16 protein-coding genes, 1 tRNA gene and 1 riboswitch are annotated in these 19,240 nt (G+C 73.1%); of the genes, 14 read left to right on the forward strand and 3 right to left on the reverse strand.

Annotated elements, in window-relative coordinates; translation table 11 throughout:
- Nucleotides 1-58: 58 nt before the first annotated feature.
- A complete protein-coding gene (tkt, locus tag HLI28_RS01400; RefSeq protein WP_171245706.1) occupies nt 59-2,170 on the reverse strand; it encodes a transketolase in 2,112 nt (703 codons plus the stop codon).
- Nucleotides 2,171-2,573: 403 nt separating this feature from the next.
- On the opposite strand from tkt, the gene HLI28_RS01405 reads away from it, so the two are divergent.
- The 14 genes from HLI28_RS01405 to HLI28_RS01470 all read left to right on the forward strand — a co-directional run bounded on the left by HLI28_RS01405 (nt 2,574) and on the right by HLI28_RS01470 (nt 15,760).
- Nucleotides 2,574-3,488 (forward strand): heme o synthase, encoded by a 915-nt coding sequence (locus HLI28_RS01405; RefSeq protein WP_304604451.1) that lies wholly within the window; start codon nt 2,574-2,576, stop codon nt 3,486-3,488.
- A gap of 91 nt (nt 3,489-3,579) precedes the next feature.
- Nucleotides 3,580-4,536, forward strand: coding sequence for a site-specific tyrosine recombinase XerD (xerD, locus tag HLI28_RS01410; protein ID WP_171245707.1), 957 nt, complete (start codon nt 3,580-3,582; stop codon nt 4,534-4,536).
- Nucleotides 4,537-4,645: 109 nt separating this feature from the next.
- Entirely contained in the window at nt 4,646-5,557 is a 912-nt protein-coding gene (locus HLI28_RS01415) for a ParA family protein (RefSeq protein ID WP_171245708.1), read from the forward strand.
- Nucleotides 5,541-6,422 carry a segregation and condensation protein A gene (locus HLI28_RS01420; RefSeq protein ID WP_305066607.1) on the forward strand — a complete coding sequence of 294 codons (882 nt, stop codon included), beginning with the start codon at nt 5,541-5,543 and terminating at the stop codon, nt 6,420-6,422. The genes HLI28_RS01415 and HLI28_RS01420 overlap by 17 nt, the downstream gene beginning before the upstream one ends.
- Entirely contained in the window at nt 6,419-7,078 is a 660-nt protein-coding gene (gene scpB / locus HLI28_RS01425) for an SMC-Scp complex subunit ScpB (protein ID WP_171245710.1), read from the forward strand. Before HLI28_RS01420 ends, scpB begins: the two co-directional genes overlap by 4 nt.
- 38 nt (nt 7,079-7,116) lie before the next feature.
- On the forward strand, nt 7,117-7,926 hold the full coding sequence (locus HLI28_RS01430; protein ID WP_171245711.1) for a pseudouridine synthase: 810 nt from the start codon (nt 7,117-7,119) through the stop codon (nt 7,924-7,926).
- 50 nt (nt 7,927-7,976) lie between these two features.
- Nucleotides 7,977-8,675 (forward strand): (d)CMP kinase, encoded by a 699-nt coding sequence (gene cmk, locus HLI28_RS01435; protein WP_171245712.1) that lies wholly within the window; start codon nt 7,977-7,979, stop codon nt 8,673-8,675.
- The gene (gene der / locus HLI28_RS01440) at nt 8,672-10,231 is read left to right on the forward strand and encodes a ribosome biogenesis GTPase Der (protein WP_171245713.1); all 1,560 of its coding nucleotides are present in this window, start codon (nt 8,672-8,674) and stop codon (nt 10,229-10,231) included. The genes cmk and der overlap by 4 nt, the downstream gene beginning before the upstream one ends.
- 77 nt (nt 10,232-10,308) lie before the next feature.
- Nucleotides 10,309-10,439, forward strand: a riboswitch (FMN riboswitch).
- Between the two features lie 130 nt (nt 10,440-10,569).
- Complete coding sequence (gene ribD, locus HLI28_RS01445; protein ID WP_246246254.1) at nt 10,570-11,682, forward strand: bifunctional diaminohydroxyphosphoribosylaminopyrimidine deaminase/5-amino-6-(5-phosphoribosylamino)uracil reductase RibD; 1,113 nt, start codon at nt 10,570-10,572, stop codon at nt 11,680-11,682.
- A complete protein-coding gene (locus HLI28_RS01450; protein ID WP_171245714.1) occupies nt 11,682-12,320 on the forward strand; it encodes a riboflavin synthase in 639 nt (212 codons plus the stop codon). Before ribD ends, HLI28_RS01450 begins: the two co-directional genes overlap by 1 nt.
- Nucleotides 12,317-13,651, forward strand: a complete 1,335-nt coding sequence (locus HLI28_RS01455) for a bifunctional 3,4-dihydroxy-2-butanone-4-phosphate synthase/GTP cyclohydrolase II (RefSeq protein ID WP_246246255.1) — start codon at nt 12,317-12,319, stop codon at nt 13,649-13,651. Before HLI28_RS01450 ends, HLI28_RS01455 begins: the two co-directional genes overlap by 4 nt.
- A complete protein-coding gene (gene ribH, locus HLI28_RS01460) occupies nt 13,648-14,142 on the forward strand; it encodes a 6,7-dimethyl-8-ribityllumazine synthase (protein ID WP_171245715.1) in 495 nt (164 codons plus the stop codon). The genes HLI28_RS01455 and ribH overlap by 4 nt, the downstream gene beginning before the upstream one ends.
- Nucleotides 14,143-14,273: 131 nt before the next feature.
- A tRNA-Pro gene (locus HLI28_RS01465) sits at nt 14,274-14,347 on the forward strand.
- Nucleotides 14,348-14,437: 90 nt separating this feature from the next.
- Entirely contained in the window at nt 14,438-15,760 is a 1,323-nt protein-coding gene (locus HLI28_RS01470) for an MFS transporter (protein WP_171245716.1), read from the forward strand.
- A 30-nt stretch (nt 15,761-15,790) separates the two neighbouring features.
- Here HLI28_RS01470 and HLI28_RS01475 read toward each other — a convergent pair whose 3' ends face one another.
- Nucleotides 15,791-16,471, reverse strand: coding sequence for a GmrSD restriction endonuclease domain-containing protein (locus tag HLI28_RS01475; RefSeq protein ID WP_171245717.1), 681 nt, complete (start codon nt 16,469-16,471; stop codon nt 15,791-15,793).
- Between the two features lie 182 nt (nt 16,472-16,653).
- Entirely contained in the window at nt 16,654-19,209 is a 2,556-nt protein-coding gene (locus HLI28_RS01480) for a VCBS repeat-containing protein (protein WP_171245718.1), read from the reverse strand.
- Between the last annotated feature and the right edge of the window lie 31 nt (nt 19,210-19,240).

A 19,240-nucleotide genomic window follows, 5' to 3' on the forward strand; every position in this document is an offset into this window, starting at 1 on the left:
GCTCTCATCGTGACCGACGGCGGTGGTCGGCGCGCGCCGACCACCGCCGTCGGTGGGTTCACTCGCCGCGGACGGCGGCGAGCGACTCGCGCGCGGCCGTGGCCACGGCGTCGGCCGTGATGCCGAACTCGCGGTAGAGCGTCTGGTAGTCCGCGGACGCGCCGTAGTGCTCGAGCGAGACGGACCGGCCGGCGTCGCCGACGATCCCGCGCCAGCTCAGCGCGATGCCGGCCTCCACCGAGACCCGGGCCCGGACCGCGGAGGGCAGCACCGACTCGCGGTACTCGGCGTCCTGACGGTCGAACCACTCGAGGCTCGGCATCGACACCACGCGGGCGGCGATCCCGTCGGCGGCGAGCTGCTCGCGCGCCTCGACGGCGAGCTGGACCTCCGACCCGGTGCCCACGAGGATCACGTCCGGCGTGCCGTCGGTGTCCAGGAGCGTGTAGCCGCCGCGGAGCGTGCCCTCGGCCGCCGCGAAGCCGTCCTCGCCCCGCGGGAAGGTCGGCACGCCCTGCCGGGTGAGCACCAGTCCGGCCGGGTTCGAGGTGTTCTCGAGGATGCCTCGCCAGGCCCAGGAGGTCTCGTTCGCGTCCGCCGGGCGGACGACGTCCAGGCCCGGGATGGCGCGCAGGGCGGCGAGGTGCTCGACGGGCTGGTGGGTGGGGCCGTCCTCGCCCAGACCGATGGAGTCGTGGGTCCACACGAACGTCGAGGGGATCTCCATGAGCGCGGACAGGCGCACCGCGGCCCGCATGTAGTCCGAGAACTGCAGGAACGTCCCGCCGTAGGGGCGCGTCAGGCCGTGCAGCACGATCCCGTTGAGGATCGCGCCCATGGCGTGCTCGCGGATGCCGAAGTGCAGCGTGCGGCCCTGCGGGTTGCCCGGGAACTTCTTCGTCGCGTGCTCGAACGGGATGAAGGACGGCTCGCCGTCCATCGTGGTGTTGTTGGAGCCGGCGAGGTCGGCGGACCCGCCCCACAGCTCGGGCAGCACGTCGGCCAGCGCCGACAGCACCTTGCCGGAGGCGGCGCGGGTGGCGACGCCCTTCTCCGAGGCCTCGAACTCGGGCAGGGCGTCCGTCCAGCCGGCGGGCAGCTCGCGGGCGCTGAGCCGCTCCAGCAGCTCGGCCCCCGAGGGGTTGGCGGTCTTCCAGGCCTCGAACGCGGTGTCCCACGCGGCCCGGCCGGAGCTGTGGCGCTCGGCGACGGACCGGGTGTGCTTGAGCACGTCGTCGTCGATGGTGAAGGTCGCCTCGGGGTCGAGGCCCAGCGCCTTCTTCAGGCCTGCGACCTCCTCGGCGCCGAGCGCGGAGCCGTGGATCCCGCCGGTGTTCTGCTTCGTGGGGGAGGGCCAGCCGATGATCGTGCGCAGCGCGATGATCGACGGCTTGCCGGTCTCGTTCTTCGCGGCGTCCAGGGCGGCGGCCAGCGCGTCGGTGTCCTCGGCGTAGCCGGTGCCGCCGTCGGTCCAGTCCACGCGCTGCGTGTGCCAGCCGTAGGCCGCGTAGCGGGCCAGCACGTCCTCGGTGAACGCGATCTCGGTGTCGTCCTCGATCGAGATCTTGTTGTCGTCCCAGATCACCACGAGGTTGCCGAGCTGCTGGGTGCCGGCCAGCGACGAGGCCTCGGAGGTGACACCCTCCTGCAGGTCGCCGTCGGAGGCGATGACGTACACGTGGTGGTCGAAGGGCGAGGTGCCGGGGGCGGCCTCGGGGTCGAGCAGCGCCCGCTCGCGGCGCGAGGCGTAGGCCATGCCGACGGCGGAGGCGAGACCCTGGCCCAGCGGGCCGGTGGTGATCTCCACCCCCGGGGTGTGGCCGTACTCGGGGTGGCCCGGGGTCTGGGAGTTGAACGTGCGCAGCGCGGCGAGGTCGTCCATCTCCATGCCGTACCCGGCCAGGAACAGCTGCAGGTACAGCGTGAGCGACGAGTGCCCGGCCGAGAGCACGAACCGGTCGCGGCCCACCCAGGTCGGGTCGGTGGGGTCGTGCCGCATCGTCTTCTGGAACAGCAGGTACGCGGCCGGGGCCAGCGACATGGCTGTGCCGGGGTGACCGCTGCCGCACTTCTCCACGGCGTCGGCGGCGAGAGCCTTGATGGACTTGACGGCCCGCTCGTCCAGGTCGTTCCACTCGAGGGGGGCCGGTGCGGGATCGAACGCGTTCACGAATGCCTCTTTCCTGCCCGAGGCGCTGCCCCGGGTTGCTCTGCTGTACCGGTGCCGGGCGCGGCGGCTCCACCCATCAGGAGGCGGGGGCCTGGCGCCGTGCGCAGCGGTCGACCCGGTGCGCACGACGGCACCGATGCCCTGCGTTGTGCGTCTCCACACTAGCGGGGAGTGCCGGGGGCCGCGTTCGGCGCCGCCGACCGTCCCACCATGTGAGCGCCCCGGCGACACGTACCGCGCGGCCGGAGGAATCTCACAGGTCACCCGCGCCCCGCGGGGGCGACCGACCTTCGCGTGGCGCGTACGATGGGACCGCCCGGAACACCCTCGCGAACGGAACACTGCGCGCGTGAGCACCATCAGCCGCCCGACGGACTCCTCGTCGACCCCGACACGCGCTGCCGTGCACGGGTCGGCCACGCGGCGCTCGGCCGGCTGGCGTGACCGGGTGGGCGCCTACGTCGCCCTGACCAAGCCCCGCATCATCGAGCTGCTGCTCGTGACCACGGTGCCCACCATGATCCTCGCCGAGGGCGGCCTGCCCGACCTCTGGCTCGTCGTGGCGACGCTGGTCGGCGGGGCGCTCGCGGCCGGCTCGGCCAACGCGTTCAACTGCTACCTCGACCGCGACATCGACGAGATGATGAACCGCACCAAGCGGCGTCCGCTCGTCACGGGGGAGATCCGCCCGCGCAACGCGCTGATCTTCGCCACGGCGCTCGGCGTGGTGGCCCTGGTCTGGTTCGCCTGGCTCGTCAACGTCGCCGCCGCCTGGCTGACCTTCGCGGCGATCGCGATCTACGTCGTCGGCTACACGATGATCCTCAAGCGCCGCACCCCGCAGAACATCGTGTGGGGAGGCATCGCCGGATGCATGCCGGTGTTCATCGGCTGGGCGGCCGTCACCGGCGGGCTCAGCTGGGCGGCCGTGGCGCTGTTCGGCGTCATCTTCTTCTGGACGCCCCCGCACTACTGGCCGCTGTCGGTGAAGTTCAAGCAGGACTACGCCACCGCCGGGGTGCCGATGCTCCCCGTCGTGGCCACCGACCGCCGGGTCGCCGGCGAGATGCTCGGTCACACGATCGCGATGATCCTCTCCTCGCTGGCGCTCGTGCCACTGGCCGGGATGACCTGGGTGTACACCGTGGTCGCGGTCGGGCTGGGCGGATGGTTCCTCTGGTTGACGGTCGCCATGCTGCGCAAGGCCCAGGGCCGGACCCGCAACGGCCCCGGGGCGATGAAGGTGTTCCACGCCTCCATCACCTACCTGACCCTGCTCTTCGTGGCCGTCGCGGTCGACGTCTTCCTGCCGTTCTGACCGCCGGCGCCCGACGAGCGCCTCGACCGGGTGCTCGACGCGCTGCCCGGGCTGCCGCTCGACGACCGTTGCCCGGGGGCATGATGGCCGGGTGACCTCGACGCCCACGGACCTGCCCGCCGCCCTCGAGTCGGGGCTGCGCGACTACCTCGCCCACCTCCGGGTCGAACGCGGGCTGTCCACCAACACCGTGGAGGCCTACCGCCGGGACCTGACCCGGTACGCGGACTTCCTCGGCGTCCGCGGCCGGACCGCACCGGCCGAGGTCACCGAGGCGGACGTGGAGGCCTATCTCGACGCCGTGCGGGCGGGGGACGACGGCGGGCGTCCCCTGTCGGCGTCCTCCACGGCGCGGGCCCTGGCGGCGCTGCGGGGCTGGCACCGGTTCGCCCTCGCCGAGGGCGACGCCGACACGGACCCGAGCGCCGACGTCGCGGCGCCCACCAAGACGCGTCGCCTGCCGCACGCCCTGAGCGTCGACGCCGTGGCACGCCTCCTGGCCGCGGCCTCGGCGGGCGACGGGGCCACCGGTCTGCGGGACCGGGCGCTGCTGGAGCTGCTGTACTCCACCGGAGGGCGCATCAGCGAGGTGGTCGGGCTCGACGTCGACGACGTCGGGACCGAGGACGCCGTGCGTCTGTTCGGCAAGGGCGGCAAGGAGCGCGTCGTGCCCGTCGGGTCGTACGCCCGCGACGCGATCGACGCCTACCTGGTCCGTGCCCGGCCGGCACTGGTCGAGGCGGGGTCCGTGCGCGGCCGGAGCACCCCGGCGCTGTTCCTCAACGCCCGCGGCACCCGGCTCTCGAGGCAGAGCGCGTGGGCCGTGCTGCAGCGCGCCGCGGACCGGGCCGGGATCGCCGAGCACGTGTCGCCGCACACCCTGCGGCACTCCTTCGCCACCCACCTGCTGGCCGGGGGAGCGGACGTGCGGGTGGTGCAGGAGCTGCTCGGGCACGCCTCGGTCACCACGACGCAGATCTACACGATGGTCACCCCGGAGGCGCTGCGCGAGGTCTACGCCGCGGCCCACCCGCGGGCGCTCGGGTGACCGGCCGTGCCCCCGTGGTTCCGCGCGGCGCGCCGCGCGAGCGCCCGGTCCCGGCCCCTGGCGCGGTGTAGCGTGACAACGTGACCGAGGCACCCGGGGGAGTGAGACGATGACGCAGCCGGCGACCGCCGAGAACACCCTGCCCGGGATCCCGGGTACCGCGGCGAACGAGGACGGTCCGCCCACGGACGTCGTCGGCCGCCCGCTGCCCGAGTTCCCCGTCCCCGCACCACGGGACTCGCACGGTCCGGCCCGGATCGTCGCGATGTGCAACCAGAAGGGCGGCGTGGGCAAGACGACCACGACCATCAACCTCGGAGCCACGCTCGCCGAGTACGGCCGCAAGGTGCTCCTGGTGGACTTCGACCCGCAGGGCGCCGCGTCCGTCGGCGTGGGTGTCAGCCCGCACGAGCTGGAGCTCAGCGTCTACAACCTCGTCATGGAACGTGACGTCACGCTCGAGGACGTGGTGCGTCCGACGGCGATCGAGGGGCTCGACGTCGTGCCCGCGAACATCGACCTGTCCGCCGCCGAGGTCCAGCTCGTCGGCGAGGTCGCGCGCGAGTCCGTCCTCTCCCGCGCGCTGCGCCCGGCGCTGGACGTCTACGACGTCGTGCTCATCGACTGCCAGCCCTCCCTGGGCCTGCTCACCGTCAACGCGCTGACCGCCGCCGACGGCGTCCTCATCCCGCTGGAGTGCGAGTTCTTCGCGCTGCGGGGAGTCGCCCTGCTCGTGGAGACCATCGACAAGGTGCGCGACCGGCTCAACCCGGACCTCGCCGTGGACGGCATCCTCGCCACCATGTTCGACGCGCGCACCCTGCACTCGCGCGAGGTCGTCCAGCGGGTCCACGAGGCGTTCGGAGACACGCTGCTGCACACCGTCATCGGGCGGACCGTGAAGTTCCCCGACGCCTCGGTGGCCGCCGAGCCCATCACCTCGCACGCGCCGTCCCACGCCGGGGCGGCGGCCTACCGGCACCTGGCCCGTGAGCTCGTCGCTCGTGGCAGCGCCACCTGAGCGGACCCCGGCGGAGGCACCTGCGGGACAGGCCCGCGCCGGGGCGTTCGAGGTCCACCTCGACAACTTCGACGGGCCGTTCGACCTGCTGCTGTCCCTGATCAACGCCCGTGAGCTGGACCTGACCGAGGTGGCGCTGGCGGAGGTGACGGACGACTTCGTCGCCCACCTGCGCGCCGCCGAGTCCGCCGCCCGCGACGCCGCCGACCGCGGCGAGCAGCACCCCTCGTGGGACCTGGGGGCGGCGAGCGAGTTCCTCGTCGTGGCGGCCACGCTGCTGGACCTCAAGGCGGCCCGGCTGCTGCCCGGTGTCGTCGAGGAGGACGCCGAGGACCTCGAGCTGCTGGAGGCCCGCGACCTGCTGTTCGCCCGTCTCCTGCAGTACCGGGCGTACAAGGAGATCTCGGCCGTGTTCGCCGACCGCCTCGCCGACACCGGGCGCCGCGTGCCCCGGTCGGTCCCGATGGAGGAGCACCTGACCGCGATGCTCCCCGACCTCGTGTGGACCCTCGACGGCGACCGGCTGGCCGAGCTCGCCGCGCGGGCGCTCGAACCCAAGGTCCCGCCGGTGGTGGGCCTGAGCCATCTGCACGGCGCCGCCGTGAGCGTGCGCGAGGAGGCGCTCCTGGTCGCCGACCAGCTGCGGCGCGAGGGGACGGCGACGTTCCGCGCCCTGACCACGGGGGCGGAACGCCTCGTGGTCGTGGCGCGTTTCCTGGCGCTGCTGGAGCTGTTCCGCAGCGGCCAGGTGGGCTTCGAGCAGGTCACCGCCCTGGGAGAGCTGACCGTGCGGTGGACCGGCGGGGCCGACGACGACGTGGGCGACGTCGAGGAGTTCGACGGCGCCGTGGAAGGAGCAGCATGAGCGAGCACGTCCCCGCGACCGCAGGGACAGCGGTCGCCCCGGGCCCGGCGGCGTCGGGAGACAGTCCGGCACCGGTCGACGTCGACGACCTGCCCGGGGGTCTGCCCGCCGCCCTGGAGGCGATCCTCATGGTCGCCGAGTCGCCGGTCCCCGCCGAACGTCTCGCCGCGGCCGTCGCCCGTCCCACGGTCGAGGTGCACGCGGCGCTGGCGGCGCTCGCCGAGGAGTACCAGGGGGCCGACGGGGCCCGGCCGCGGGGTTTCGAGCTGCGCCGCGGGGCCGAGGGCTGGCGCATCTACTCCCATCGCGACCTGACCGACGTCGTCGCGCGGTTCGTGCTCGAGGGCCAGTCCTCCCGGCTGAGCCAGGCCGCCCTGGAGACCCTCGCCGTCGTGGCCTACCGGCAGCCCGTCACCCGGGGCCAGGTCTCGGCGGTGCGCGGGGTGAACGTCGACGGGGTGGTGCGCACCCTGCTGGCACGCAACCTGGTGGCGGAGGTCGGGCAGGACCCGACCACCGGCGCGGTGCTGTTCGGCACCACCGGGGAGTTCCTGGACCGGATGGGCTGGACCTCGCTCGACGAGCTGCCGCCGCTGGCGCCGCACCTGCCCGGCGTGGAGGCGCTCGGCGGTCTGGAGGGCCTCGGCCTCGACTGAGGTCGGCCCCGCTCCGGCGTCCTGCGACAATAGGGGCCATGCCCACCTCACGCCGCGGCGGGAGCCGCCGCTCCTCACGCCGACACGCCCCCGCGAACCCGCCCGTCGACGTCCACGTGCCCGACGGCGTCCGGCTGCAGAAGGTCCTCGCCCAGGCCGGCGTCGGCTCACGACGCGCCTGCGAGCAGCTCATCGCCCAGGGGCGGGTCGAGGTCGACGGCCAGGTCGTGGCCGAGCTCGGCGTGCGCGTCGACCCGGCCACCGCGGTCGTGCACGTCGACGGCCTGCGCGTCCAGCTCGACGAGTCCAAGATCACCGTGGCCGTCAACAAGCCGCTCGGCATGCTGTCCTCGATGAGCGACCCCGAGGGCCGGCCCACCGTGGCCGAGCTCGTGCAGGACCGCCCGGAGCGACTCTTCCACGTGGGCCGCCTGGACGCCGACTCCGAGGGCCTGCTTCTGCTGACCAACGACGGCGAGCTCGGCAACCGGCTGTCGCACCCGAGCTACGAGATCCCGAAGACCTACCTCGTCACGGTCGAGGGCGCCGAGTTCTACCCGCGCCACGCCAAGGAGCTGACGGCCGGCGTGGAGCTCGACGACGGCCCGGCCCGCATGGACAAGGTCCGGGTCGTGGACTCCGTGCCCGGCCGCACCATGATCGAGGTGGTCCTGCACGAGGGTCGCAACCGGATCGTGCGCCGGATGTTCGACGCGATCGGCTTCCCGGTCACCCGGCTCGTGCGCACCCGGATCGGCCCGATCACGCTCGGCGACCTCAAGGCCGGCCGCACGCGCGTGCTGGGCCGCACCGAGCTCGGCACCCTGATGCGTGCCGTGGACCTCTGAGTCCACCCCCGAACGATCTGCCCCGTCCCCCGACAAGAGAGCGAACACCTGTGGTCACCATCGCCGTCGACGGCCCGTCCGGTTCCGGCAAGTCCAGCGTCTCCAAGGCCGTCGCGAGCCGCCTCGGCCTGGCCTACCTCGACACCGGCGCCATGTACCGGGCCGCCACCCTGTGGTGCGTGCGCACCGACGTCGCCCTCACCGACGCCGACGCCGTGGCCCGGGCCGTGCGCGACATGCCGCTGGAGATGGGCGTCGACCCGGCCGCCCCCGGCGTCGTGCTGGACGGCGACGACGTCGCCGCCGCGATCCGCACCACCGAGGTGTCCTCGGCCGTGTCGCAGGTCGCGACCAACCTCGAGGTCCGCGCCGAGATGAAGCGCCGTCAGCGGGCCATCATCGACGTCGAGGCGACCGACGGGTTCTCCGGCGGCCGCGGCATCGTCGCCGAGGGGCGCGACATCACCACCGTCGTGGCCCCGGACGCCGACGCGCGCATCCTGCTGACGGCCAGCGAGGAGGCCCGGCTGCGTCGGCGTTCCCTGGAGGTGCACGGAGCCGCCGACGCCGCGGCCGTCGACGCCACGCGCGACCAGGTGCTGCGCCGCGACCGCGACGACTCGACCGTGAGCCAGTTCCTCACCGCCGCCGACGGCGTGGTGACGGTGGACTCCAGCGAGCTGGACCTGGACCAGACCGTCGCCGCGGTCCTCACGGCCGTCGAGCGCCTGGGACAATGGCAGGCATGAGCACTCCCGCCGACGGTCCCGAGCCCCTGCCCGCCGACTCCGTCGACACCACGGACGCGCCGGTCGACACCGCCGAGGTCCTGGTCGAGGACCACGGAGCCCTCGTCACCCCCTTCGACGACGACGAGGCCCGCGAGCGCGCGCTGCGCGCCGGTCTCGAGGACTTCGAGCTCGACGAGGCCGACCGCGAGCTGCTGGAGACCGGGTGGGAGGACCTCGAGGCCGCACCGGCCGAGGCGCCGCTGCCGGTGCTGGCCGTCGTCGGCCGGCCGAACGTCGGCAAGTCCACCCTCGTCAACCGGATCCTGGGTCGCCGCGAAGCGGTCGTCGAGGACACGCCCGGGGTCACCCGCGACCGCGTGACCTATGCCGCCGAGTGGGCGGGCAAGGACTTCACGCTGGTGGACACCGGCGGCTGGGAGGTCGACGTCGCGGGCATGGAGTCCAAGGTGGCCGAGCAGGCCGAGGTCGCCATCGACCTCGCCGACGCGGTCGTCTTCGTCGTGGACGCCCAGGTGGGTGCCACGGCCACCGACGAGCGCGTCGTGGAGCTGCTGCGCCGCTCGGGCAAGCCCGTGATCCTGTGCGCCAACAAGGTCGACGGGCCGTCCGGCGAGGCCGACGCCGCCTACCTCTGGTCGCTGGGTCTCGGCGAGCCGATGCCGGTCTCGGCCCTGCACGGTCGGGGTCTGGGCGAGATGCTCGACGCCGTCCTGGAGGTGCTGCCGGACGAGTCCGCCCGCGGCGAGCTGCGTCCCGAGGGCCCGCGCCGGGTCGCCCTGGTGGGGCGCCCGAACGTCGGCAAGTCCTCGCTGCTCAACAAGCTGGCCGGCGCCGAGCGCGTCGTCGTGGACGAGACCGCGGGGACGACCCGTGACCCGGTGGACGAGCTGGTCGAGATCAAGGGCATCCCGTACTGGTTCGTCGACACCGCGGGCATCCGTCGGCGGGTGCACCAGACCCGCGGGGCCGACTTCTACGCGTCGCTGCGCACCCAGGCCGCCATCGAGAAGGCCGAGATCGCCGTCGTCCTCATCGACTCCTCGACGCCGCTCACCGAGCAGGACCTGCGGGTCATCTCCCAGACGGTCGACGCCGGCCGTGCGCTGGTCATCGCCTACAACAAGTGGGACCTGATGGACGACGACCGCCGGCACTTCCTCGAGCGGGAGATCGACAAGGAGCTCGTGCAGGTCACGTGGGCGCCGCGGGTCAACGTCTCGGCACGCACCGGCTGGCACACCGACCGGCTGGTCCGGGCGCTGGAGACGTCGCTCGCGTCCTGGGACACCCGGATCCCGACCGGGCGCCTGAACGGGTTCCTCGGCGAGCTGGTCTCGGCGCACCCGCACCCGGTGCGCGGGGGCAAGCAGCCCCGCATCCTGTTCGCCACCCAGGCCTCCACCCGGCCGCCCCGGTTCGTCATCTTCGCCACCGGCTTCATCGAGGCCGGCTACCGCCGGTTCATCGAGCGCCGGCTGCGCGAGGAGTTCGGGTTCGAGGGCTCGCCGATCCGGATCAGCGTCCGGGTGCGGGAGAAGCGCCGTCGGCGCTGACCGGCGGGGCAGCTGTGACGTGCGTCGTACGTCCGCGGGGGCGCGGTGCGATAGTCTCGTGGTGAACGAGCAACAGCTCGCGTGCTCTGGGGTCGGTGAAACTCCGAACCGGCGGTAACAGTCCGCGACCCGGTCACAGCCAGTGACCGGTTGACCAGGTGGAACTCCTGGACCGACGGTCAAAGTCCGGATGGGAAGACGCACGCGACGGCACCGCTCGCTCGCCGACGGCGTGGCACGTCCACGCCCCGCGGACGCTCCGGCGCCCCGCGAGGACCGGCGGGCGACCATGCCGCCGAGCCCCCGGGGTCCGCGACCGGACGACGAGGGGCCAGGACATGACCACCGCCGCGGCGGCACCCACGGTAACCCCGGCCGAGCAGGCTGCGATGCAGCGAGCCCTGACGCTGGCCGCCACGCCGGGGCTCGACCTGGGACCCAACCCACGTGTCGGCTGCGTCCTGCTCGACGCCGGCGGCGCCACGCTCGCCGAGGGGTTCCACCGGGGAGCGGGAACGCCGCACGCCGAGGTGGTCGCCCTGACGAACGCCCGGCACGCCCACGGCGACGACGCCGCCCGGGGCGCCACCGCGGTGGTCACCCTCGAACCGTGTGCCCACACCGGTCGGACCGGCCCCTGCGCCGACGCCCTGCGCGACGCCGGTGTGACGCGCGTGGTCTACGCCCAGCCCGACCCCAACCCCGCGGCCGCCGGGGGAGCAGGCGTCCTGATCGGTGCCGGGGTCGACGTCGTCGGTGGCGTCGGCGCCGAGGACGCGCGCGAGCTCAACCGGGTGTGGTCGACCGCGGTGGAGCTCGGCCGCCCGGTCGTGACCTGGAAGGTCGCCACTACCCTGGACGGGCGGACCGCCGCCGTCGACGGCACCTCCCGGTGGATCACGTCGGCGGCCGCGCGGCGCGACGTGCACCGGCTGCGCGCCGAGGTCGACACCGTGCTGGTGGGGACCGGCACCGTGCTCGACGACGACCCGGCGCTGACCGTCCGCGACGCCGACGGCCCTCAGCCGCTGCGGGCCGTCATGGGACGGCGCGACCTGCCCGCGACCTCCCGCCTCGCCGCTCCGGGCCCGGACGGCGTGGAGACGTGCCACCTGCGCACCCACGACCCGCACGAAGCGCTCGCCGAGCTGTGGCGTCTCGACCGGCGGCACGTGCTGCTCGAGGGCGGCGCGACGCTGGCCGCGGCGTTCCTGCGCGCCGGCCTCGTCGACGAGATCGTCGCCTACGTCGCCCCGGCCCTGCTCGGTGCCGGGCCTCCCGCCGTCGGCGACCTGGGCGTCACGACGATCGCCGACGCCGCACGGTTCGACCTGGTCGACGCGACCGTCCTCGAGCCCACCACCGACGACCTCTCCACCCCCGACGGCCCCGCCTCCGGCCTGGCCGCCACGAACGTGCGGCTCACCCTGCGGCCGCGGAAGGAGTCCTGATGTTCACCGGCATCGTGTCCGAGCTCGGCACCGTGGAGGCCCTGGAGAAGAGTGCCGACGCCGCCCGCCTCACCGTCCGGTCGCCGGGCGTGCTCGACGGCGTGCGCACCGGCGACTCGATCGCCGTCGACGGGTGCTGCCTGACGGTCGCCGAGCACGACGCGGCGACCTGGACGGCCGACCTCATGGCCGAGACCCTCGACGCCACGTCCCTCGGCGCGCTGCGCGCCGGGGACCGGGTCAACGTCGAGCCGGCGCTGGCCGTGGGGGAGCGCCTCGGCGGCCACATCGTGCAGGGGCACGTCGACGGTGTCGGCACCGTCCTGTCCCGCACGCCCGGTGAGCGGTGGGAGGTTGTGGAGATCTCGCTGCCGGCCGACCTCGCCCGGTACGTGGTCGGCAAGGGGTCCGTGGCGGTCGACGGCGTCTCCCTGACCGTCGTGGAGGCGGGCACCGACCGGTTCACGGTCAGCCTCATCCCCGAGACCCTCGCGCGCACCACGCTCGGTGCCCGGGCGGTGGGGGAGCAGGTCAACCTCGAGACCGACGTGCTCGCCCGGCACGTCGAGCGGCTCCTGGACGGACGTTTCGCCGGGCCGGCGGTGCCGCCGGCCGAGATCGCGGAGGTGGCCCGATGAGCACCGTGGACCCCGGACTGCGCGAGCGCGTCGAACGAGCCGTCGCGGCGGTGGCCGCCGGCCACGCCGTCGTCGTGGTCGACGACGAGAGCCGGGAGAACGAGGGGGACCTCATCTTCGCCGCGGAGGCGGCCACGCCAGAGCTCATGGGATTCACCGTGCGGCACACCAGCGGGCTGATCTGCGTCGCCGCGGACGGCGACACGCTCGACCGGCTCCGGCTGCCGCTGATGGTCGCCGAGAACCGGGACGCGTTCCGCACGGCGTACACGATCACCGTGGACGCCGCCGAGGGCGTGACCACGGGCATCTCGGGCGCCGACCGTGCCCGCACCGCGAGGGTTCTCGCCGACCCGGACGCGACGGCGGCCGACCTGACCCGTCCGGGCCACGTGCTGCCGCTGCGTGCTCGCGCCGGTGGCGTGCTCGAGCGCACCGGGCACACCGAGGCCGCCGTCGACCTGGCCCGCCTCGCCGGCCGCGGTACCGCCGGGGTGCTCGCCGAGATCACGCACGACGACGGCACCATGATGCGTCGTCCCGCGCTGCGCGAGTTCGCCGCCGAGCACGGTCTGGAGCTCGTCAGCGTCGCCGACCTGGTCGCCTACCGCCGCGTCACCGAGTCGACGGTGGACCGGCTGGCGGTCACGCGGCTGCCCACCCGGCACGGCGAGTTCACCGCCGTCGGCTACCGCGACCGCGTCACCGGCGACGAGCACGTCGCCCTGGTCGCCGGTGCGCTCGCCGACCTGGACGCGGGCGGACCGGTGCTGACCCGTGTGCACTCGGAGTGCCTGACAGGCGACGCCTTCGGCTCCCTGCGCTGCGACTGCGGGCCGCAGCTGGACTCCGCGCTGCGCGCGGTGCAGGAGGCCGGCCGCGGCGTCGTCGTCTACATGCGCGGCCACGAGGGCCGCGGCATCGGCCTGGTCGCCAAGCTGACGGCGTACAGCCTGCAGGACGGTGGCCAGGACACGATCGACGCGAACCTGGCGCAGGGGCTGCCCGTGGACTCCCGTGAGTACACGGCCGCCGCGCACGTGCTGCGCGACCTCGGCGTGGGGTCCGTCCGCCTGCTGACCAACAACCCTGCCAAGGTCGACGGCCTGCAGGCCGGGGGAGTGACCGTGGCCGAACGGGTGCCGCTGGCGATCCACCCGGCGCCCGACAACGTGGCCTACCTGCGCACCAAGCGCGACCGCATGGGCCACGACCTGCCCAACCTTGAACCCGAGGTCGAACCCCGGTCGGGGACCGACCTTCACCCTCGACCCGAACTTGAAGGAGAGCCCATGACCGGCACGACGACGGCGCGCGAGGTCCTGCGATGAGCGGGGCGGGGGCGCCCACGACGCACGCCGTGGACAGCTCGGACCTGCGGGTCGCCGTGATCGCCGCCTCGTGGCACGAGACGGTCATGGACGGCCTGCTCGACGGTGCTCGGCGGGCCTGCGCCGACCACGCGGTCGAGCCCGACGTGCTGCGGGTGCCGGGGTCCTTCGAGCTGCCGGTGGCGGCCCAGGCCTGCGCCGCGGCGGGGTACGACGCCGTCGTGGCGCTCGGTGTCGTCATCCGGGGCGGCACGCCGCACTTCGACTACGTGTGCGCCGCGGCCACCGACGGGCTCAACCGGGTTGCGCTGGACCACACGGTGCCGGTCGGCTTCGGTCTGCTCACGTGCGACGACGAGGCGCAGGCCCTCGACCGTGCCGGGCTCGAGGGCTCGCACGAGGACAAGGGGTACGAGGCGACGGCCGCCGCGCTGGCCACCGCGCACGTCCTGCGGGCGGTGCGGCCGGCGACCGCGGCGGAGGCCCGCTGACCGCTCCGGTGACCCCGGACACACCCCCGGTGCGGAGTGGACGAGCGACGCCCGGTCTGGGGTAGTATTTCGGTCGGCCCTGCGGGGCCGAACCGGTCCGTTCCCGGTGCTTCGGCACAGGTCGGGCCGGACGGGCTGTGGCGCAGCTTGGTAGCGCACCTGACTGGGGGTCAGGGGGTCGCAGGTTCAAATCCTGTCAGCCCGACCGCGAGAGGCCGTTCACCAGGGGAGATTCTGGTGGACGGCCTCTTCGTCGTTGCCACGGGGTCCCCACGAGATCCCCTATGCTGCTTCGGTGCTTGCTCCGCCATCCCGGGTCACGCCGGCCCGCAGGCTCGCGCTGTCCAACGGGTTCGATGCGGCCTCCCGCACCCTGATCGACGTCGTGGTGGATGTCACGGCCGTGCTTGCCGTGGGCGCGTCCGCCGTCGAGATCGGAGTGCTCAACGCGGCGGGAACGCTGGCCTTCTTCCTTCTGGGCGCACCGATCGGCGTCATCGTGGACCGTGCGGAGGCACGGGTCGTGATGATGTGGGCGGCGACGGTCCGGGCAGGGGTCTGCGTCGGCACCGCAGCTCTGCTCGCGACCGGTCATCTCTCGTTCTGGCTCCTGGCCGCGGCCAGCTTCCTGATCGGGGTGACCGGCACGGCCAGCGAGACCGGTCAGATGGTGCGAGCGACCCAGGTGGTCGACCGCGACGGCGTCGGGAGGCTCGTCGCACGTCTGCAGTCCGCGGACACGGCGCTCGCCCTGGTCGTCCCGGCTGCGGCGGGACTTGCTCTCGCGGCGATGGACGCCGCTCCGCTGATGGTGGTCGCCGCCGTCGCAGCGGTGGCGGCCGCGGTGCTGCTCGCCGGCCGGGACGTCAGCAGCGCCCGGACGGAGACGCCGCCCTCCGACGACAGCCTTCCCCGTGGCCTCCGGGCGGGTGTCCGCCAGTTCGCCGACGACGTCGTCGACGGTCTCGCCGCCTTCCGCGCCGACACGGTCGTCCGCCGGCTCACCTGGTCGAGCACGTGCACCAACCTCGGCCTCGCGGCGTTCTCGAGCGTCGAGGCCATCTTCATGCTGCGCACGCTCGACATCGGGACGGGCGCGTACGGCGCGCTCGTCACCGCAGGTGCGGCAGGCGGGCTCGTCGGCAGCCTGGCCGCCGAGAGAGTTGTCAACCGCTTCTCCCGGTCCCAGGTCGTCTGGGCCACGAGCGCCTGTCTCACCGTCGTCGCTGCTCTTCCTCTGGCCGCCCTGGCGGTCGCGGCGTGGGCAATTCCCCTGCTCACGGCGCACGCGGTGACCTGGGGTCTCTGCATCGTCGTGGTGAACGTGCAGACGTCGGCGATCGTCGCGGCGCGGACCGAGCCGGGCGTGCTCGGACGCGTCTCCGCGCTGCGACGCGCCATCACCTACGGCGTGGTTCCGGTGGGCAGCATCGCCGGAGGACTCTCGGCGGACCATCTCGGCATCGCCACCGTCCTCGGTGGCGCCGTCGCCGTGGCGGCACTGTCTACCGTGTTCGCCTGGCGAGCGGCCCACGCCGACGAGGACGACCGCAACCCACCTGAACCATGCTGCGCGGGAACCGCACACGTCGCCGAACGGCGCGAAGACCCCACCTGAGTGACAGGGCGCGGATGTCCAGGCGGAGGGCTAGGTGGCTCGCCGGGGCTTGTTCACCAGGACGCTGTCGCACGCGTCGAGCTGGCGGCGCAGGTAAGTCTTCTCCTTCTGATTGACCTTGAGCGACCAGCGCCACTTGATGGCGATCCACTGCTTGACGTAGGTGCAGTGGTACGCCCGGTTGGGCGGCATCCACTGGTGGGGTTCACGCGCGCCCTTCGACCGGTTCGACGACGCGGACACCGCGATGAGCGTCGCGCGGTAGCCGAGGTCGTTGGCGAACTGCTTGCGCGTGCTCTTCGTCCACCTCTTGGCCCCGGAGGCCCAGGCCTCCTTGAGGGGTACGACGTGGTCGATGTCGAACGTCGACTTGTTGGTCGTCGTCACGCGGTCGTACTTCGAGCGCCACTTCCCGCCCGAGATCGCGCACGTCGACGCCGTCACTCGCGGGGCGCGGATCGCCTCCTGGATGAGGACCTCCTCGCGGGTGTCGCAGACGTCCTTGTCGGCGGTGTCGATCCAGTGCGGGAATGCGGAGCGGTCGTAGCCCTTGTTGGTCTCGGAGGCCACCGGGAGCTGGCGGAGGAGCTTGCGGGCCGAGATCTTGGTGACGGCCTCTGCCGGTGGAGCCGTCACGACGGGGGCCACGAGCCCGAGGCCAAGAGTCAGCACGCAGGCGACGATGCCGGCGATGGCGATGCGGAGCTTCACCGTTGCCCCCCTGAGCTCGGGCGGTTGTGCTCCAACAGTCTACTGAGGCAACACTCGGAAGGACCCCCTGCCCCGGTAACTCCTCAGGTTTTCACCCGCGTGCGCGGAGAGCGTCCCCGGCACCGTCAGCCGGCTGCGAGAGGCCGTCCGCCGGGGGAGACCCGGGTGGGGCGGCCTCGTTCTCATTCCGGCGGCAACCAGGCGCCCGTGGGCTGGCACGTCGTGAAGAAGCCGCACGGGATGTCCCAGCCGTAGATTCCCTGGAAGACGAAGTCCGGCGGCACGTGGAGGTTGCACGACGGGTCGAAGTTCGCGAGGCATCCGGCCGAGGTCTTGCCGAAGAGCTGGCTCTCGATGTCGGAGGCGTCACCGACCTTCAGGCCGTAGTGGAAACCGTCGTAGCTCCACGCGGCGTTCGCCTTGTCCTTGTGCTCGACGTGGGCCTGGTCGTTGAGGACCACCTGCCACACCCACACGTTGAACGCCTGGGCGGTGCGCGCCGCGGTGGAGTCGTTCGTCGGGGGGACCCACGTGTCGTTGCCGGTCAGTGCGCCCACCTCCCACAACATGCCGTAGTCGGTGGCGACCGCCTCCCGAGCGGCAGGGATCGCGTCGGCCGCTGCGGTGATCATCCCGGCCGAGTCGTCCAGGATCTTCCGCAGCTCCTTGTGCAGCGTCGAGTTGCCGGAACCCTCGCTCACCCGCGTCCCCGTGGCCCATCCCGCGGAGAACAGGCCGCCGACCACGCTGCCCACCGGCACGCCGGTCTCGGTGGTGGCCAGGTTGGCCAGCGCCTCCGCCACGCCGGCGGCGAGGCCGAAGAGGTCGGCCTCGAGCGCGTGCGACGACTTGATGTTGTAGTCGAGCTGCTCGGCGATCTGCGGCCCGTCCTGCGCCAGGTCGGTGATCTCGTCCTGCTGCAGCGCCCCCTGCACACCGGCGAAGTACGCCTCGACGCTCGCCGCCGCCGACAGCTCGTTCGTGAGCTGGGTGGTGACCGCCTCCCACACAGCGTCGGGGACGTTGGACGGCTGGGTCGCGGCGGCCACCAGTTCGGGGTATTTCGTCCCGAGGTTGTAGTTCGTCTCGGAACCATAGGTGGAGCGCAGGTCGAAGTCCGGGTTCGTGTATCCGAGCTGGGTCGCGATCGTCGCATTGACGGCCTGATAGGCAGCCTTCGCCGTCCCGGTCGAGTAGTCCGGGAAGGTGGCCGAGGGCGAGACCCAGGTGTTCTTGACGTCGTCCCACGCATAGGTCTGGATGCCGGTCGGACCGCGACCGATGATCTCGGCGCGGTCGCTTCCGTTGGTCGTCGGTGCGTTGAGCGGCACCGTCCCGTCGATGTCGCCGAGCTGGATGGTGGAGAACCGGCTCCAGTCCTGGGACCAGCCGTCGGCGTCGGTGAACGGTCCGCCGGTGGAGACCTCGTGCCACTGGTCGGAGGCCAGCAGCTCCCACGCGTGGATCCCGTCCACGCTGCGACCGACGACCTCGTCGCGGGCGTCGCCGTCGATGTCGGCCGCCTGGATCGTGCTGTAGTAGCCCGGGGCGTTGCCCCAGTCGACGCTGCTCGAGTTGCCGAAGTCCTTGGTCAGCGCCTTGAGCGCCTGCCAGGTGCCGCTCTCCAGCCGGTAGCCGACGATCCCGTCGGCGTTGCGTCCGAAGACCTCCACGCCTCCTTCGCCGTCGAGGTCGCCGGTCTGGATCGTGCCGTACTGGCTGGTGGCCGTGAACCCCTGGACGTCGGTGAACTCTTTCAGCACAGGCAGGTCGGCCCAGGTGCCGGAGGCCAGGCTGTAGGAGTAGATCCCGTTCGACGCCCGGCCGAAGACGTCGTCCGTCCCGTCGCCGTCGAGGTCGGCCGCCTGGATCGTAGCGTAGCGGTCGGCGACGCCCGGGCCGGCGGTGGTGTCGTCGAAGTGCGGGAGGGTCGGCAGCTTCGTCCACGACGACCCCGCGGTCGAGCAGTCGTCCCCGGCGGTGAAGCGCCACGCCTCGATCCCGTCCGTGCCCCGTCCGAAGAACTCGTTCTCGCGGCCGTCACCGTCGAGGTCGGCGGCCTGGATCGTCGAGTAGTAGGCGGCGTCCTGCGCCCACGGCCCCCAGTCGGTGAAGGGGCCCTGGGCCGAGAGCGTGCACCACGTCGACTCCCCGGCGGTCGCCGCCGGTTCGAAGGAGTGGATCTGCAGGCCGACCGGGCCGCGACCGACGACCTCCTCGCTCCCGTCGCCGTCGACGTCGGCCGCCTGGATGGTGGCGTAGTAGTAGGGCGGCAGCCAGCCCACCGGGGCCCGCGGCGCGTCGGCGAACGGCACCGTGCCCGTGACGTAGGTGGGGGCCCACTGGCCGGAGTCGACACGGAAGTCGTAGACCTCCAGGCCGGCCGGCAACCGTCCGTAGATCTCGTCCCGCCCGTCGCCGTCCAGGTCGGCGAGCTCGATGGTCTGGAAGGTGTCGGGGTGCTTCCACTGCGCGTCGCCCCAGGCCGGGATCGCCAGGCCCGGGGTCGCGTAGGGCGAGGAAGCCGTCGCCGTGACGGAGGCGGGGCCGCGGGCCTGGAGGGAGCTCGACGGCGGTGACAACGGCGTCGTCCGCGGGCCACCGCTCGAGCTCTGGCCCGACGACGTCTTGGGGGCGGGACGGTCGCGGTCCTCGGGGCCCGCCGACGCCGTCACGGCGGGGGAGACCAGCCCGAGGGCGAGAGACAGGACGAAGGCGACGATGCCTGCGACAGCCATGCGAAGCTTCACGGTGGGCCCCCCGTGCTCG

The sequence above is a fragment of the Isoptericola sediminis genome, assembly GCF_013085345.1.
GTDB classification, from domain to species: Bacteria; Actinomycetota; Actinomycetes; order Actinomycetales; family Cellulomonadaceae; genus Isoptericola; species Isoptericola sediminis.

Coding starts and splice junctions, on each gene's coding strand:
- der (WP_171245713.1), top strand. CDS start 8,672: ATGAGCACTCCCGCCGACGGTCCCGAGCCCCTGCCCGCCGACTCCGTC.
- HLI28_RS01415 (WP_171245708.1), top strand. CDS start 4,646: ATGACGCAGCCGGCGACCGCCGAGAACACCCTGCCCGGGATCCCGGGT.
- ribD (WP_246246254.1), top strand. CDS start 10,570: ATGACCACCGCCGCGGCGGCACCCACGGTAACCCCGGCCGAGCAGGCT.
- HLI28_RS01450 (WP_171245714.1), top strand. CDS start 11,682: ATGTTCACCGGCATCGTGTCCGAGCTCGGCACCGTGGAGGCCCTGGAG.
- ribH (WP_171245715.1), top strand. CDS start 13,648: ATGAGCGGGGCGGGGGCGCCCACGACGCACGCCGTGGACAGCTCGGAC.
- scpB (WP_171245710.1), top strand. CDS start 6,419: ATGAGCGAGCACGTCCCCGCGACCGCAGGGACAGCGGTCGCCCCGGGC.
- HLI28_RS01480 (WP_171245718.1), bottom strand. CDS start 19,209: ATGGCTGTCGCAGGCATCGTCGCCTTCGTCCTGTCTCTCGCCCTCGGG.
- HLI28_RS01455 (WP_246246255.1), top strand. CDS start 12,317: ATGAGCACCGTGGACCCCGGACTGCGCGAGCGCGTCGAACGAGCCGTC.
- HLI28_RS01430 (WP_171245711.1), top strand. CDS start 7,117: ATGCCCACCTCACGCCGCGGCGGGAGCCGCCGCTCCTCACGCCGACAC.